The organism is Vreelandella titanicae (assembly GCF_014697095.1).
Taxonomy (GTDB): domain Bacteria; phylum Pseudomonadota; class Gammaproteobacteria; order Pseudomonadales; family Halomonadaceae; genus Vreelandella; species Vreelandella titanicae.
Genome location: NZ_CP059082.1, coordinates 1,227,858 through 1,241,250, shown reverse-complemented (window position 1 = coordinate 1,241,250; position 13,393 = coordinate 1,227,858). Strand labels below are relative to the sequence as shown.

The following is a 13,393-nucleotide window of genomic DNA, read 5'->3' as shown; positions in this document are numbered from 1 at the left end:
TGTTAAAAGCGCTGGGTTCAAAAATGCTATTAATAAATCCACTCCATGAAAGCTATGCAACAACGATTGCGGAGATAAGTATGAAACTCACCTTAAGCTTAGCGGCAGCAACGCTGCTCGCTGCCTCCACCGCCTATGCTCAGAGCTACCCTTCCGAACCCGTCACACTGGTAGTCCCTTATGGCCCAGGCGGCGCCTCCGATCTGGCCGGTCGGGCGCTAGCGGAGTCGGCTCGCGAATATTTAGGACAGCCTGTCACGGTCGTCAATCAAGCCGGTGCAGGTGGAATGACCGGCGCTCGCGATGTGACACAAGCTGACGCCGATGGTTACACCCTGCTGTTAGCCCGCGTCGGCATGGCTCTATCACCGGCGGTCAACGAAAACAGCAGTGTTGATTGGGATGAGTACACCTTCATCAGCCCGCTTGAAGCCACACCGATGATTCTTGCCGTGGCTGAAGACTCTCCCTATGAAAGTGTTGAGGATTTACTGGAAGGCATCGAAAACGACCCTGGTGCGATGAGCTACGCCGCTTCCGGCGCCACCGCCATTGATGGCTTTACGGTGCAGTCGCTACTGGCTGACGCGAAAATGGATCCGCTGACGGCGGCTACGTTGATTCCCTACCGTGGGGGCGGCGAACTCGCAACGGCATTACTGGGTGGGCATGTTGATTTTCTCGCCATCGCGGCAGCCTCTCTGATGCCGCATATCGAGAGCGGTGACATGCGTCCGTTAATGGTGTTCTCACCAGAGCGCATGGAAGCACTACCGGACGTGCCGACGGCTGAAGAGTTGGGTTATGAGTTGGCTGGCCAGGTGATGGGGTGGAGCGCGCTGTATGGCCCGCCAGATTTACCTGAAGAGGTCATGAATACCTGGGCAGAGGTAATGGAGCAGGTGGCTGAAGATGAAATGTGGCTCAGTCGTGCTGACGATCGTGGCTCAATTTCCACTATTGGCAGCGTCGATATGGAGACCTACGCAAAAGAGCAGTATGAGTTTTATCGCACCTTAGCGGAACAGTTTGGCTATCTAGAGTGAGTCAGCGTTAGGCACCACGTTGTCGTCACTGCATACATCATTTCATCACTGGAGGGGTCATGGGTATAACACGCGGTTTAGTTATTACGGTGCTGTTCGGTATCGTGCTGTTTTTACTGATACCCGCCTATGTGCCCCGCCCGCGCTTTATTCCAGGGTTCGCGCCACCGCCTGATATGTGGCCACGCACGGTATCCATGCTCGGCATGGCACTGGGCATACTGCTCGTCGGGCTTTCTTTTTCACGCAAAACCGAAGCAATCGCTGACCCTGAAGATGCCAGCACTATCCGCGGTGACACGCCACTTGTCACGCTGCTCACCCGCTTCGGCTGGACGGTACTCGCCTTTGCGCTCTTTATCGGTTCAGTGATGCTGCTCGGTTTTTTGCTATCGAGCATTCTGCTGTTAATGGCGATGCTGATATTGACGGGTTATTGGCGCCACAAAGTGGTGGCGGCCATCGTTGCCGTTGCACTCCCACTGGTCCTCTACCTGTTTTTCTCCAGCGCACTCAATACGCGTTTCCCTGTCGGCAGCCTTTTCAAGGCTATCGGTATTTAACTTACCGCGTATAGGACTGACCACTATGCTCAACGACCTGCTGGTTGCCTTCCAGGCGGTTGCCACCATTGAGAACTTTCTGATCATGGCCGCCGGTATTTGGGGCGGCGTGATTATCGGCGCTATTCCAGGCATGACCGGCACCATGGCGGTGACTCTGGCGCTGCCCTTTACTTTTTATATGCAGCCGATTCCGAGCATTTTGTTACTCGTCGCACTGTACAAAGGCTCGACCTACGGCGGTTCGGTATCCGCGATATTGATCAAAACGCCAGGCACTGCTTCGGCTGCCTGCACCACCCTTGATGGCTACCCATTGGCCCAGCAAGGCAAGGCAGGCAAAGCCCTCAACATGGCGCTCTATTCCTCCTGTACCGGGGATTTTATTTCCAATCTCTCGCTGATTTTTATTGCCGCGCCACTGGCGCTACTTGCGCTGCGTATTGGGCCACCCGAATACTTTATGTTGATGATTTTCGCACTTACCACCGTCGCTGGGGTGTCAGGGCGCTCGCTGCTGCTTGGGCTTGTATCGGCGTGCTTAGGGCTACTACTAGCCACAGTGGGCGAAGATATGTACGGCTCGTTCCGCTTTGATCTAACCGTGGATATGCAGAGCGGTCTTGCCGTTGCCCCCGTACTCATTGGTCTGTTTGCGATCCCAGAGCTGCTTAAAATTATTGTCTTTCGTAACAATCAAAGCCATAAGCCCATGCAGTTGGGCGATAACCGCGTAACGCGAGACGAGCTGCGCCGATCCTTAAAGGCAATGCTCAAAGGCAGCATGATTGGTGTTGTGATGGGGGCCATTCCCGGCATAGGGCCTTCGGCGGCGGCTTTCTCCTCCTACGGGGAAGCACAGCGTAGCTCAAAGAATCGCGAGAACTTTGGTAAGGGCGAACTAGAAGGGATCGCAGCATCAGAGTCCGCTAATAATGGTTGCTGTGGCTCCACCATGATCCCTTTGTTAGCACTGGGCGTGCCGGGCGATGTGATTACGGGCGTGATGCTGGGCGCCTTTATGATTCACGGCATGACCCCAGGCCCTATGCTATTTGAGAACAACCTTCATGAGGTTTACATGCTGTTTATTGGCATGTTGTTCTCTTCTGTTTTGCTGTTTGGTGCTGGTAAAGCAACGATGCGCTTTTTCTCGCATATCTCGCGCATTCCCCCCGGCTTAATGGCGCCGATCGTACTTGCTCTGTGCGTATTCGGTATTTTTTCGATCTCCAACAGTATGTATGACGTCATCGTACTGCTAGCGATGGGCATATTTGGCTTTTTCATGTTCCTGTTCGCCATTCCCGCCGCCCCCTTTTTAATCGCCTTCATTCTTGGCCCGATGCTGGAAGAGAACCTGCGTCGTGCCCTTGCGCTATCTCGCGGTGATCCAAGCATCCTGGTGTCGTCGCCTATCACCTGGTTATTCGCTTCGCTGGCGATATTCGTGGTGGTAGTGACAATTCGTCAGCAGCTTAAAAAAGCCAAGGTCTGAGCCAAAGATTCCCTTACTGCCAAGGATTTAACGCTATGCAAGCTAGTGCTACGCCTAACGCTCACCCGCAGTTGGAAGCCGCGATATCACACCTCACCGACCTTATCGCTTACGACACAACGAGTGCTTACTCCAACCTTGAGCTTATTCATCACATCGAGAGGTTCTTCGCCAGTCTTGACGCGGATGTGACGGTGCTGCCCGATGAGAGCGGCGAAAAGGCCAATTTAGTCGCCCGCCTGGGGCCGGCCGACGCAGCTGGCATCGTCCTCTCTGGTCATACGGACGTCGTACCCGCCAACCCGAAGAACTGGCAGAGCGACCCTTTCAAAATGGAGAAACGCGGCAACCGCTTGTTTGGTCGTGGTACCTGCGATATGAAAGGCTTTGCAGCCTGCGTTATGGCGGCGGCACCGGCGTTTGCCAACGGCGAACTACACCGACCTTTCTATTTCTGCTTCTCTCATGATGAGGAAGTAGGCTGTCTGGGTGCCCCCGCCATTGCTCGTCACTTAGCCGAGCTCAAGGTGCCACCAGCTCTGGCGATTATCGGTGAACCCAGCGAAATGAAACTGATCAACGGCCAAAAGGGCAAAATCGCCATGCGGGTGACGGTGCGCGGAGAAGGGGGCCACTCATCGTTCTCCCCTCAACACGTCAATGCGGTGGAGTATGCCTCGCGTATCATCACCATGATCGCCGAGCGATCACGACGATATGAGCAAGAAGGCCCTTTCGACCACGACTTTACCGTTCCCCACGCCACAACACTGACCACTATGATAGAAGGCGGTGTGGCGACCAACGTTACCCCTGATTCCTGCAGCTTTATCTTTGAGCTACGCAGCATTGATCAGGAAGCAGCCGCCACGGACATTCAAGCACTGATCCGCGATATAGAGACTGCCCTACTCCCCGAAATGCAGCGCCAATCAGCCGATTCCGCCATTGAGTGGCAAGAGCTATTTGCCTACCCCGCCATGGGGGACGCCACCGACAGCGATATGTTCAAAAAGCTTGAACCCATTCTTCCCGAGCGTGGCGGCAAGGTATCTTATGGCTCAGAAGGCGGCGTGTTCGAGATCGATGGCGGCATACCCTCAGTGATTGTTGGGCCCGGCTCTATTCGCCAAGCCCACAAGCCCGATGAGTTCATAGAAATTGATCAACTTAGCCAGTGCCTAGCATTCTTAGATGAATTAAATGCTTGGATGAAACGCTAACGCCCCCATGAGTGAAGGTGAATTATGGGGTAGTCACTCGATGAAGGGTTCCGCTACCGCGTTCAAAAGCGTCAATATTAGCCAACGTCGTCTCGGCGATATTGGTTAGCGCTTCGGCGGTGAAGAAGGCTTGGTGTCCGGTGATCAGTACATTATGGAAGGTAGTCAGGCGCATAAACTGGTCATCGTTAATCACGCCTTGAGAGAGGTCTTCGAAGAACAGCTGCTCTTCCTCTTCATAGACATCCAGCCCTAAGCGGCCGATTTTGCCGCTTTTCAGGCCTGCTATGACGACTTGGGTATCGACCACCCTTCCGCGGCCGGTATTGATCAGCATAACGCCTTCCTTCATTTGCGCGATGGCATCGGCATCAATCAAATGGTGAGTCTCAGGCGTCAACGGGCAGTGCAGCGAGATAATGTCGGCGCTGGCAAACAGCGTTGCTAGCGGCACGTACTCAACAAAGGATTTAGCATCCGGGCTGGGAAACGGGTCGCTGGCCACTACCCGGCAACCAAAGCCGTGCATAATATCGGCAAAAATCAGCCCAATATGCCCAGTTCCAATAATGCCTACCGTTTTACCGTGCAGGTCGAACCCCAGCAGGCCATCCAGGGCAAAATTGCCCTCCCGCACACGGTTGTAAGCGCGATAAGTCATGCGATTAAGGCTCAGCACTAGGGCGACCGCGTGTTCTGCCACTGCGTGGGGGGAGTAGGCAGGCACCCGTACCACTGTGATGCCTAACCGATCGGCGGCAGCCAAATCAACATGGTTGAAGCCCGCCGAACGCAGTGCCACTAATCTTGTGCCGCCGTTATGCAGTTGCTCTAACACGGCGGCATCAAGGCAGTCATTCACGAAGGCGCAAATCGCGTCAAAACCGTTGGCTAAGGTCGCCGTGTCTTCAGTTAAACGCGCCTCAAAAAAGCTTAAGTGGTGGCGTTGCCCCGAGTTGGCGCGTGTAAGAAAAGTGCGGTCGTAGGGTTTAGCACTAAACACGGCGATGCGCATGGGCTTTACTCGTTGAGCGGTTTTGGCGGCTCCCAATCCGAACGATTAGCTAGAAATTCCGGCCTGGGCCGGTTACCGCAGTAAGGGTCGTGCAGCGTGTTTTCAACACTGTTGTAAACAAAGAACAGATTACTTCTCGGCCAGCAAGACATATTTATGTTCGAGCCGTGCATGGTATTGCATTCAAAGATCACCAGCGAACCGGCAGGCCCCTTGGGAGCTTCGATATCGTTTTCTAGCATTATCTCGCGAAGGCTACTGGCTGGGGGCACGCCCACCTCTTGGCTTTTCAGCGACTCTTTATAGTTATTTTCCGGCGTTCGTCCGACACACGGAACAAAATAATGATGCGAGCCAGGGATCAACATTAATGGGCCGTTAAATTCACCGTTGTCAGTGAGTACGATGGAGCAACTTAACGCACGCATACGTGGCATGCCGTCTTCGCTATGCCATGTTTCAAAGTCGGAGTGCCACTCAAACCCTTTGCCTTTAAAACCTGGTTTATAGTTAATCCGTGACTGATGAATATATACATCGCTGCCAAGAAGTTGCTTAACAATCGCCAATAGCTTGGGATCCTGGGTCAAGCGCTGAAAGCGTTTTGAAACATCGTGGATGCCGAAAATAGTACGAATCTCTTCACGCCCAGGTTCAAGAATAGTGCCTTCTGAAAGTTTCAGATCAGCATCGTCTTCATATTCGCGCAGTTCTTTAAGAAAAACCTGCATGTCATCAGCGTCAAAAAATCCTTCAAACGATAGAAATCCCTTTCTTTCGTACTCATCAATTTCTGATTTGCTTAAGGGGCCATTCGCAAGCTGTGACTCATCGCCGTATACCACCGGATCAATGCGTTCAAACATTCCCAACTTTCGTTCCAAGCGAGTAGGGAATAAGTCTTGTGTATCGTTCATGGCAAACTCCTCCGTTAGTATCCATGTCAAGTAACGCTTTTAGGGGCTACTTATAAAACGTAGACGCCAAAACGCACCACAGCAATAACGCTATGTCAGCCGGCTCATCGTGCCAGCAATCATCGTTTTTAAATTCATGTTTTTAAAACAAGAGACGGAAAGCGAGGAGCGGGAGTCGAAAGGCAGTATAGGAAGCGAGGGGGTAGCAGGGGCTAAAAAAAGAAAGCCGCTCCAATGGAGCGGCAAAAAGACCGTGACTAGCAATGAGAGGGAGAAACCATGACAGGAAACTGGCGGTTTCTGTCCTGGTTGCCAGCGTCTCATCAAACGCTGACAACCACAATGTAATAGTTCTCATTTACCGCGTCAATACAAATACGAATATTTTTTATTACCACTTGCTGATAGCAAAGATCGCACCCGCAGGAGATGAATAAGAAACTGGAACCCATAAAAAAGAAAGCCGCTCCATTGGAGCGGCAAAAAGACCGTGACTAGCAATGAGAGGGAGAAACCATGACAGTAAACTGGCGCTGATTCTGAAATCAACAGCTGTCCTGGTTGTCAGCGTCTCATCAAACGCTGACAACCACACTGTAATGGTTCTCATTTACCCCGTCAATACAAATGCGAATATTTTTTATTTAACTTTGCAGCCTCGCTGTCAACTAACCAGCTGCAGCCAAAAAGGCAGGGTGAGCATGGCCAATAGGGTTTGGCCCGTAATGATCGCCGCCATCAACTCGGCATCGCCACCCAGTTGGCGGGCTAGGATATACGCCGAGGTGGCGGTGGGCAGTGCTGCAAACAGCAGCGCTACGTCACGGCTTACGGGATCCAGCTGCAAGATCCAGGTGAATGCCAATACCAGCGCGGGCATGAGCAGCAGTTTAACGCCATTGGTGGCCAGCACGCCGCGGTCAATGCGTAGCAGTGCCGCTGGGCGCAGCGCCACACCCACGGCCACCAACCCCAACGGCAGCGCCGCACGCCCCAGTAGCTCTACCGTATCTTGACTCCAGCCGGGCAAACCAACGTTCGTAAGGTTCAGGCCAATGCCCGTCAAGCAGGCAAGGATCAACGGGTTTTTAATCAGCGCCATGGCACTTTTACCTACGCTAGCACCGCCGAGTGTGCCAGCGGCGACAAAGCTGGCCACACACATCACGTTAACTACTGGCACCATTAGTGCCACGGCGACGGCTGCGGTGGTCGCTCCTAAGCTGCCGTGTAGCGCGGCGGCGCCAGCAACGCCCACATAGGTATTAAAACGTACCGCACCTTGAAATACCGACGTAAACGCCGCAGGCGTTAGCTGTAGCCAGCCACGTAAACGCCATAGCAGCAAGCCAAACAGCGCCATCGCGCCCAGCAGCACCAGCGCCAAGCGGCCGACCGGCACTTGGCTTACATCCGCAGTGGCCAAAGTGCTTACCAGCATGGCGGGAAACAGCACAAAGTAGATCAGCCGCTCCATCTGCGGCCAAAAGGTGTCGCTGGGCCAGCGCCAATAGCCAAGCACGGCACCCAGTAAGATCAACAGAAATAGTGGGCCTAAAGCGCCAGTGATACTCTCCATTTATGTCCCTTTTGCCTGCGACATCCCAGCACAGCGATATCGGTGCGATTACTGTTACCATGGCAATGATTCCCCGCCCCACGGCTTGCGTAGCGATTATTCTGCCATGAAGATGACATCAAAACCTGCACACTCAGCGGGCTTTCCTGCCTTAAGGGTACTGATATTGGTCACTGGCTTGGCGCTAGCGGCCTGCGCGTGGTATGCCTTTTCACATTGGCTACACCGCGACAGTGATGTGACATGGTTTCCGCCCACATCAAGCTGCAACCTGCATGCCGCGCCCTGCTCCGCCACCTTGGGCGATAAGGGCCGCATCACGTTCGCGGTTCAGGCAAATGGGCGAATCGATGCACTAGAGATATTACCACTGGAAGTGGAAGTCGATGGTGTAACGGCCACCCAGGTCGAGGTAGATTTTATTGGTCGAGATATGGATTTGGGGCTACACCGTTTTGCCCTTAGCGCAGGTGCACCCGGCCATTTTCAAGGTCACGGCCAAGTAGGGATTTGCACTCAAAGCGTTATGCCTTGGCGTGCACGTGTCATACTGGAAACCGCAGAAGGCAAGGTAGGCAGTTGGTTCGATTTTGACGTAATTCGGAGTTAACGCATATGGCAAGGAAACCCTTATGGCTAGGCACCGGTTTAGTCGCGGCTTTACTGGTGGTCAGCGGTATAGGCCTCTATCAGTATGCCTTCGCCCCCAAAGAGGGCGAACCGGTAGGAGGCCCAGTTGAACTGCCCTCTACCCAGGGTGATTTCTCGTTAACCCAGTTAGATGAAGATCAAGTCGCGATACTCTCCTTTGGCTACACCTACTGTCCCGACATTTGTCCCATGACCCAATCGGTTAAGCGTCAAGCCCTGGCCCAGCTCTCTGAGGAGCAGCGCGAGCGTGTAGTGCCGGTGATGGTCACCGTTGACCCCGAACGCGACACCATCGCGCGCATGCAGGAGTACATGGGCTTTTTCGGCGAGGAGTTTATCGGCGCGGTGGGCAGTCAGGAACAGCTTGAGGATGTCGCCTCACGCTATGGGGTGATCTGGCGGAAAGTCGAAGCGCCGGATTCAGCAATGGACTACACCATTGATCACAGCGCCTCGCTCTTTTTGGTTAATCGCGAGGGCGATATTCTGCAGCGAGTGCTCTACTCACCGACCCCGCACGGTTTAGTCTCCGCATTAGAGAGCGAACTAGACGGTTAAGCGAAGTCTCTTCTTAATCGGTTTGTTCAGGTGCCGCCTGTAAACGATCCAGCATCGCCAGCAGCGCGCCAATTTGGGTACCGCTACGGGTGTCGTGCTGGGGGCTTAACTGCCAGGTACTTTCAGCAAACCCCCACCAATCCCAGCAGCCCTGGGGGTTCGCCATACTGCTTTCTGCCTGAGGATAGAGCACGATTTGCTGATGCGCTGCCGCCCAGGCATTAAGCCCGGTGTAGCGTATGAACGTATCGCCAATGGCCTCTGCGTTCATTTGGCAGCCGTGCAGCGCCAGCGTTACCGGGCACTCCCCCGCATCACAGCCTTCGGGTATAAACACATAGCCGGTGTCCGCTAGGCCCTTGACCGCAAACTCTGACTGATCAAACGCGACTAGTTCGCCCCCTTGCTCATCCTCTGGCTCACGACTAGACTCGCCAGCGTCCGAGGCTGCTCGTTCGGGGTAGAGCCAATCCAGCATTTCTCCAGCAATATCGTCATCGCAGGATAACAGGAAACTACCGCCACCCTGTCGGCAATCGCCCCACTCCTGGGGCCCGGGAGCCGCTTCACTGGGTAAGCGTATCGGCCAGCCATGTCCCGCATTTTCACTGCGCGCAACGCGTAGCTGATCAGGCGAAGCAAGCCACTGCTGCCACTGCTCAGCAAGCAGGTCGCCGAGCTGTGGCTCAACCACTTCATCCTCTTCACCGTGCCATAAGTAGGCCCTGAGCTGGCTAAGCGCCTCAGTGCTGCCAACCTGTTCAAGCTCAATATAGCGCTGGTGGCGAGCCTCCAATTCATCCAGCGAAGGCACGCCACGGCGGGTCATCATGCATTGATTAAGCGCCAAACTCAGCGAGCCCTGCGCGCAACTCCAGGGCCCTGCTGCCAGTACACCTAGGCCACTAAACCGCTCGGGCCAAGCCACCGCTAGCTGGGTCGCCATATAACCGCCCGACGATACTCCCACTACGCTGGCCTGCTCACTCGCAGCACTCAGGGCGAGCAAATCCTCAGGCTCACTGTCCGTCTCTGCCTGCGCTAGCAGCGGCGTGCATAGACCTAAGCAAACCAGTGCCTGAGCGAGAGAATGCAGGTTAGAAGAGGGGGTTGAAGTCATCCCTTATTCGACGCCTAGCAGTTCAACGCGGAAGGTCAGTACTTCGTTAGGCCCGATCGGCCCTTGACCATTTTTGCCGTAAGCAATATCCGCAGGGATATAGAGCATCCAGCTATCGCCAACGCTCATCATCTGCAGCGCTTCCTGCCAGCCTTCGATCACCTGATTGGTCTGGAAGCTGACGGACTCACCGCGCTCAAAAGAGCTATCGAAAACGGTGCCATCCAGCAGCATGCCTTCGTAATTCACTTCGACGGTATCTTCAGGGCCAGGCGTGGCACCATCGCCAGATTCAAGCACTTCATACTGCAGGCCAGAGTCAGTCACGGTCACTTCTTCGCGCTCAGCGTTCTCGGCTAGGAAAGCTTCGCCCTCTTCGAGGTTTTTCTGTGCCATCTCTTCAGCTTCCGCTTCACGCGCTTGCATGGATTGCTCTTGGAACGCCATCAACGCTTCGGTCATCTCTTCTTCACTGAGCGCCAGGTCATTACCTTCAAACACATCGCTCATGCCGTCGTGGAACGCATCCAAGTCGAGGTCTTCGATGTCTGCCTGCATGCTTTCACCCAGGGTCACACCCAGGCTGTAAGCCAAGCGCTGTTCATCGGTTTCGGGCGCTGCCGCGGCAAAAGGGGCAACCAAAAGCAAACCTGTCAGAGCTGTAGTAGAGAGCAGTTGTTTCATGAAAGATCCTTTTTATAGCGGCGCCGTACGCCGATCAGTGTCATATAAAGACTAACACCCACCGCCCCGAGCTGCATCTTCGGGGAGGTGGGCGCCAATAAGACCACAAAATGGGAGAGAGGTTTAGCGGATTTAGACCACCAGCGTGGGGCAGTGTGCTGCACCCGCCACCCGTTGAGAAACGCTGCCTAGCAGCGGGTTCTTCTCGCCATTGGTGCCCTGGGCACCAATCACGATCAGATCGCACTCCCGCTTACGGGCAAAGCGCACAATAATGCGCGAGGGTCGCCCGCCCTTCACAAAAGCACGCACGCGAGCACTGTCAGCGCCAAGCTCAATCGCATGAGATTTTGCGTGCACAGCGATCTCGGTGGCGTACTCTTTTAGCGCATCGTCAGGGATATCCAGCTGGTTGGGCCGCACCATAGAGAGCGAGGCCTCCAGCAAGCTGTGGTGTTTAAACACGCACAGCAAATAGAGCTCAGCGCCGGTTAGCATATGCAGACCCACCGCTTTTTCCAGCGCCCTTAAGGCGCCTTTTGAACCATCCACCGGGACTAAAATGCGATTAAACATTCGCGTACTCCTTGTGGCTGTTTAGCGGAAGGCGACATCGCGCAGGAACAGCGCAATTTGCGGGAACATGATCAGCAGTGCAGCCGCTAAAATCAGCATGAAAATAAACGGCGGGGTGCCTTTGATCACATCCCAATAGGGGCGCTTGAAAATCGCAATAGCGGTGAAAATATCGCACCCAAAGGGCGGAGTTGCCGAACCTATCGCCACCTGCAAGGTAATCAAAATACCCACCAACACAGGATCCAGGCCTGTCGCCGCAATGGCGGGTGCGAAAATGGGCGTTAGCACCAGAATGACCACGATCGGATCAACAAACATACAGGCCACAAAGAAGGAGATACAGATGGCAATCAATACGCCCGTGGGGCCAGCTTCGTTGACACCCACCGCCTCCAGAATCATTTGCGGAATCTGAGCAAACGAAATGATCCACGAGAAGCCATTACCCACCGCGACCAGGATAAAGACAACGGCGGTAATCAAGCCGGTAGATTTGGCGATGGCATAAATGTCGTTCATCTTAAGTGAGCGGAAGACCACAAACTCAAGCAAAATGGCATACAGCACACAAGCTGCAGCAGCTTCAGTCGGGCTGAAGATACCGCCGTAAATACCACCGACAATAATGACCGGAAAGCCAAGCGGCCAAAGAGCCTGCTGAACCGCTACTGCGCGCTCTTTCCAGCTCGATTTTGCTTCAGTAGGTACATCTTTAACGATGGCGTAGATAATGCAGTAAATCGAGAACATAACCAGGATCATTAACCCTGGCCCAATCCCGGCAATAAATAGCTCGCCGATAGAGGTGCCCGAGATAACCCCGTAAATGATCATGCCGATACTAGGCGGAATCAAAAACGCAATATCGCTGGAATTGATAATCAGCGCCAGCGTGAAAGAGTCTGAGTAGCCCGCTTTGAGCATTTTCGGACGCAGCGGCGAACCGACAGCGACCACGGTTGCCTGGGTAGAGCCAGATACGGCGCCAAACAGCGTACAAGAAGCCGCCGTGCTCACCGCCAAGCCGCCTTTAATATGGCCGATAAACGCCATCACCATATCAATCAATCGGTTAGCGGACTGCCCGCGGGTCATGATATCAGCGGCAAGGATAAACATGGGAACCGCAATAAGTGAGGCTGGGCGTATACCCGCCATCATCTGCTGGATCAGCGTATCCATCTGGCCGAAGCCGTTAAACATCATATAGAAGCCGATTACCGCAGCGGTAATCAGCGGAATCATCATTGGAAAGCCCAGCAGCAGCAGGGCAATCATGGTGGTGACCATTATTGTCGTCATAGCTGTTCCCCTAGGGTGCAATGCCCCGCGTTAGACTTCTGTTTCGGTGTCTTTATATCCATCCACCACGCCCGTCGAGAGATAGACATCGCGGGACGTGAAGTTTTTAACCGCGGTCAGCAAGTATTGAATACCGGTGATTAAAAAGCCCATCGGCACCCATAGGTAAATGATCCACACCGGCAAGCCCAAGGAGGGCAACACCCTGCCTTTGCTATGCAGATCCAGGATATAAACGATCGAATAGTAGAGCAGGAAAAACATCACTAGCGATGTGAACAGCGCGATGCAGATCATTAGCGCTCTGCGCCCACCTACCGGCAGCGCATCATAGATAGCCGACATGCGAATATGACGACCATGACGGGCTGCATAGCCAATACCCGCAAAGGTAATCATGATGATCAAAATGCGGTTTAGCTCACCGGAGAACATGATGCTGTTGCCAAATACAAAGCGGGCAACCACGTTGGTGACCGTATTCAGCGCCATTAGCAAAACACCCATCGCGAGAATCACGGCTTCTATTTTGCTAATTGCAGTGTCGATCACGCCTAGTACCCCCGGCAAGCCGGAACGGTAACTCTTTTCCATCTCGTCATCGGTCATGGCCGGACTCCTTTTGAACGGCTCTAACGGCAACAGTTACGTGCCGTAG

The 13,393-nt window shown here is 54.0% G+C and carries 14 protein-coding genes; 6 read left to right on the top strand and 8 right to left on the bottom strand.

Going from position 1 to position 13,393, the window contains the following annotated elements:
* Nucleotides 1–80 precede the first annotated feature (80 nt).
* From HZS52_RS05840 to argE, 4 genes are read left to right on the top strand one after another with little or no spacing between them, the layout of a single operon-like run.
* On the top strand, nt 81–1,046 hold the full coding sequence (locus tag HZS52_RS05840) for a Bug family tripartite tricarboxylate transporter substrate binding protein (RefSeq protein ID WP_035555028.1): 966 nt from the start codon (nt 81–83) through the stop codon (nt 1,044–1,046).
* 59 nt (nt 1,047–1,105) lie between these two features.
* A complete protein-coding gene (locus tag HZS52_RS05835; protein WP_035555025.1) occupies nt 1,106–1,609 on the top strand; it encodes a tripartite tricarboxylate transporter TctB family protein in 504 nt (167 codons plus the stop codon).
* 25 nt (nt 1,610–1,634) lie between these two features.
* On the top strand, nt 1,635–3,107 hold the full coding sequence (locus HZS52_RS05830) for a tripartite tricarboxylate transporter permease (protein ID WP_039857670.1): 1,473 nt from the start codon (nt 1,635–1,637) through the stop codon (nt 3,105–3,107).
* Nucleotides 3,108–3,142: 35 nt separating this feature from the next.
* On the top strand, nt 3,143–4,330 hold the full coding sequence (argE, locus tag HZS52_RS05825) for an acetylornithine deacetylase (protein ID WP_190374315.1): 1,188 nt from the start codon (nt 3,143–3,145) through the stop codon (nt 4,328–4,330).
* Between the two features lie 22 nt (nt 4,331–4,352).
* Here the strand turns inward: argE and HZS52_RS05820 are convergent, their stop codons facing one another.
* The 3 genes from HZS52_RS05820 to HZS52_RS05810 form a co-directional block, all read right to left on the bottom strand.
* Nucleotides 4,353–5,345, bottom strand: coding sequence for a 2-hydroxyacid dehydrogenase (locus HZS52_RS05820; RefSeq protein ID WP_039857672.1), 993 nt, complete (start codon nt 5,343–5,345; stop codon nt 4,353–4,355).
* Between the two features lie 5 nt (nt 5,346–5,350).
* Nucleotides 5,351–6,262 carry an ectoine hydroxylase gene (gene thpD / locus HZS52_RS05815; protein WP_039857674.1) on the bottom strand — a complete coding sequence of 304 codons (912 nt, stop codon included), beginning with the start codon at nt 6,260–6,262 and terminating at the stop codon, nt 5,351–5,353.
* 664 nt (nt 6,263–6,926) lie between these two features.
* A complete protein-coding gene (locus HZS52_RS05810) occupies nt 6,927–7,841 on the bottom strand; it encodes an AEC family transporter (protein WP_022521262.1) in 915 nt (304 codons plus the stop codon).
* Between the two features lie 106 nt (nt 7,842–7,947).
* Between HZS52_RS05810 and HZS52_RS05805 the strand changes: the two genes are divergently transcribed.
* Nucleotides 7,948–8,451 (top strand): hypothetical protein, encoded by a 504-nt coding sequence (locus HZS52_RS05805; protein ID WP_039857676.1) that lies wholly within the window; start codon nt 7,948–7,950, stop codon nt 8,449–8,451.
* Nucleotides 8,452–8,456: 5 nt separating this feature from the next.
* On the top strand, nt 8,457–9,050 hold the full coding sequence (locus HZS52_RS05800; RefSeq protein WP_022521260.1) for an SCO family protein: 594 nt from the start codon (nt 8,457–8,459) through the stop codon (nt 9,048–9,050).
* Between the two features lie 13 nt (nt 9,051–9,063).
* Here HZS52_RS05800 and HZS52_RS05795 read toward each other — a convergent pair whose 3' ends face one another.
* The 5 genes from HZS52_RS05795 to HZS52_RS05775 form a co-directional block, all read right to left on the bottom strand.
* The gene (locus tag HZS52_RS05795) at nt 9,064–10,170 is read right to left on the bottom strand and encodes an alpha/beta hydrolase family protein (RefSeq protein WP_190374314.1); all 1,107 of its coding nucleotides are present in this window, start codon (nt 10,168–10,170) and stop codon (nt 9,064–9,066) included.
* A gap of 3 nt (nt 10,171–10,173) precedes the next feature.
* Entirely contained in the window at nt 10,174–10,854 is a 681-nt protein-coding gene (locus tag HZS52_RS05790; RefSeq protein WP_009286218.1) for a BamJ family beta-barrel-assembly machinery protein, read from the bottom strand.
* 132 nt (nt 10,855–10,986) lie between these two features.
* Nucleotides 10,987–11,430 carry a universal stress protein gene (locus HZS52_RS05785; protein ID WP_022521256.1) on the bottom strand — a complete coding sequence of 148 codons (444 nt, stop codon included), beginning with the start codon at nt 11,428–11,430 and terminating at the stop codon, nt 10,987–10,989.
* 21 nt (nt 11,431–11,451) lie between these two features.
* A complete protein-coding gene (locus tag HZS52_RS05780) occupies nt 11,452–12,735 on the bottom strand; it encodes a TRAP transporter large permease (protein WP_022521255.1) in 1,284 nt (427 codons plus the stop codon).
* 30 nt (nt 12,736–12,765) lie between these two features.
* Nucleotides 12,766–13,344 (bottom strand): TRAP transporter small permease, encoded by a 579-nt coding sequence (locus tag HZS52_RS05775; protein WP_190374313.1) that lies wholly within the window; start codon nt 13,342–13,344, stop codon nt 12,766–12,768.
* Between the last annotated feature and the right edge of the window lie 49 nt (nt 13,345–13,393).

What these genes read in the sequence shown, in the direction of transcription:
- HZS52_RS05785 (WP_022521256.1), bottom strand. Translation starts at nt 11,430, where the DNA reads ATGTTTAATCGCATTTTAGTCCCGGTGGATGGTTCAAAAGGCGCCTTA.
- HZS52_RS05795 (WP_190374314.1), bottom strand. Translation starts at nt 10,170, where the DNA reads ATGACTTCAACCCCCTCTTCTAACCTGCATTCTCTCGCTCAGGCACTG.
- HZS52_RS05805 (WP_039857676.1), top strand. Translation starts at nt 7,948, where the DNA reads ATGAAGATGACATCAAAACCTGCACACTCAGCGGGCTTTCCTGCCTTA.
- thpD (WP_039857674.1), bottom strand. Translation starts at nt 6,262, where the DNA reads ATGAACGATACACAAGACTTATTCCCTACTCGCTTGGAACGAAAGTTG.
- HZS52_RS05810 (WP_022521262.1), bottom strand. Translation starts at nt 7,841, where the DNA reads ATGGAGAGTATCACTGGCGCTTTAGGCCCACTATTTCTGTTGATCTTA.
- argE (WP_190374315.1), top strand. Translation starts at nt 3,143, where the DNA reads ATGCAAGCTAGTGCTACGCCTAACGCTCACCCGCAGTTGGAAGCCGCG.
- HZS52_RS05820 (WP_039857672.1), bottom strand. Translation starts at nt 5,345, where the DNA reads ATGCGCATCGCCGTGTTTAGTGCTAAACCCTACGACCGCACTTTTCTT.
- HZS52_RS05775 (WP_190374313.1), bottom strand. Translation starts at nt 13,344, where the DNA reads ATGACCGATGACGAGATGGAAAAGAGTTACCGTTCCGGCTTGCCGGGG.
- HZS52_RS05835 (WP_035555025.1), top strand. Translation starts at nt 1,106, where the DNA reads ATGGGTATAACACGCGGTTTAGTTATTACGGTGCTGTTCGGTATCGTG.
- HZS52_RS05840 (WP_035555028.1), top strand. Translation starts at nt 81, where the DNA reads ATGAAACTCACCTTAAGCTTAGCGGCAGCAACGCTGCTCGCTGCCTCC.
- HZS52_RS05780 (WP_022521255.1), bottom strand. Translation starts at nt 12,735, where the DNA reads ATGACGACAATAATGGTCACCACCATGATTGCCCTGCTGCTGCTGGGC.
- HZS52_RS05830 (WP_039857670.1), top strand. Translation starts at nt 1,635, where the DNA reads ATGCTCAACGACCTGCTGGTTGCCTTCCAGGCGGTTGCCACCATTGAG.
- HZS52_RS05800 (WP_022521260.1), top strand. Translation starts at nt 8,457, where the DNA reads ATGGCAAGGAAACCCTTATGGCTAGGCACCGGTTTAGTCGCGGCTTTA.
- HZS52_RS05790 (WP_009286218.1), bottom strand. Translation starts at nt 10,854, where the DNA reads ATGAAACAACTGCTCTCTACTACAGCTCTGACAGGTTTGCTTTTGGTT.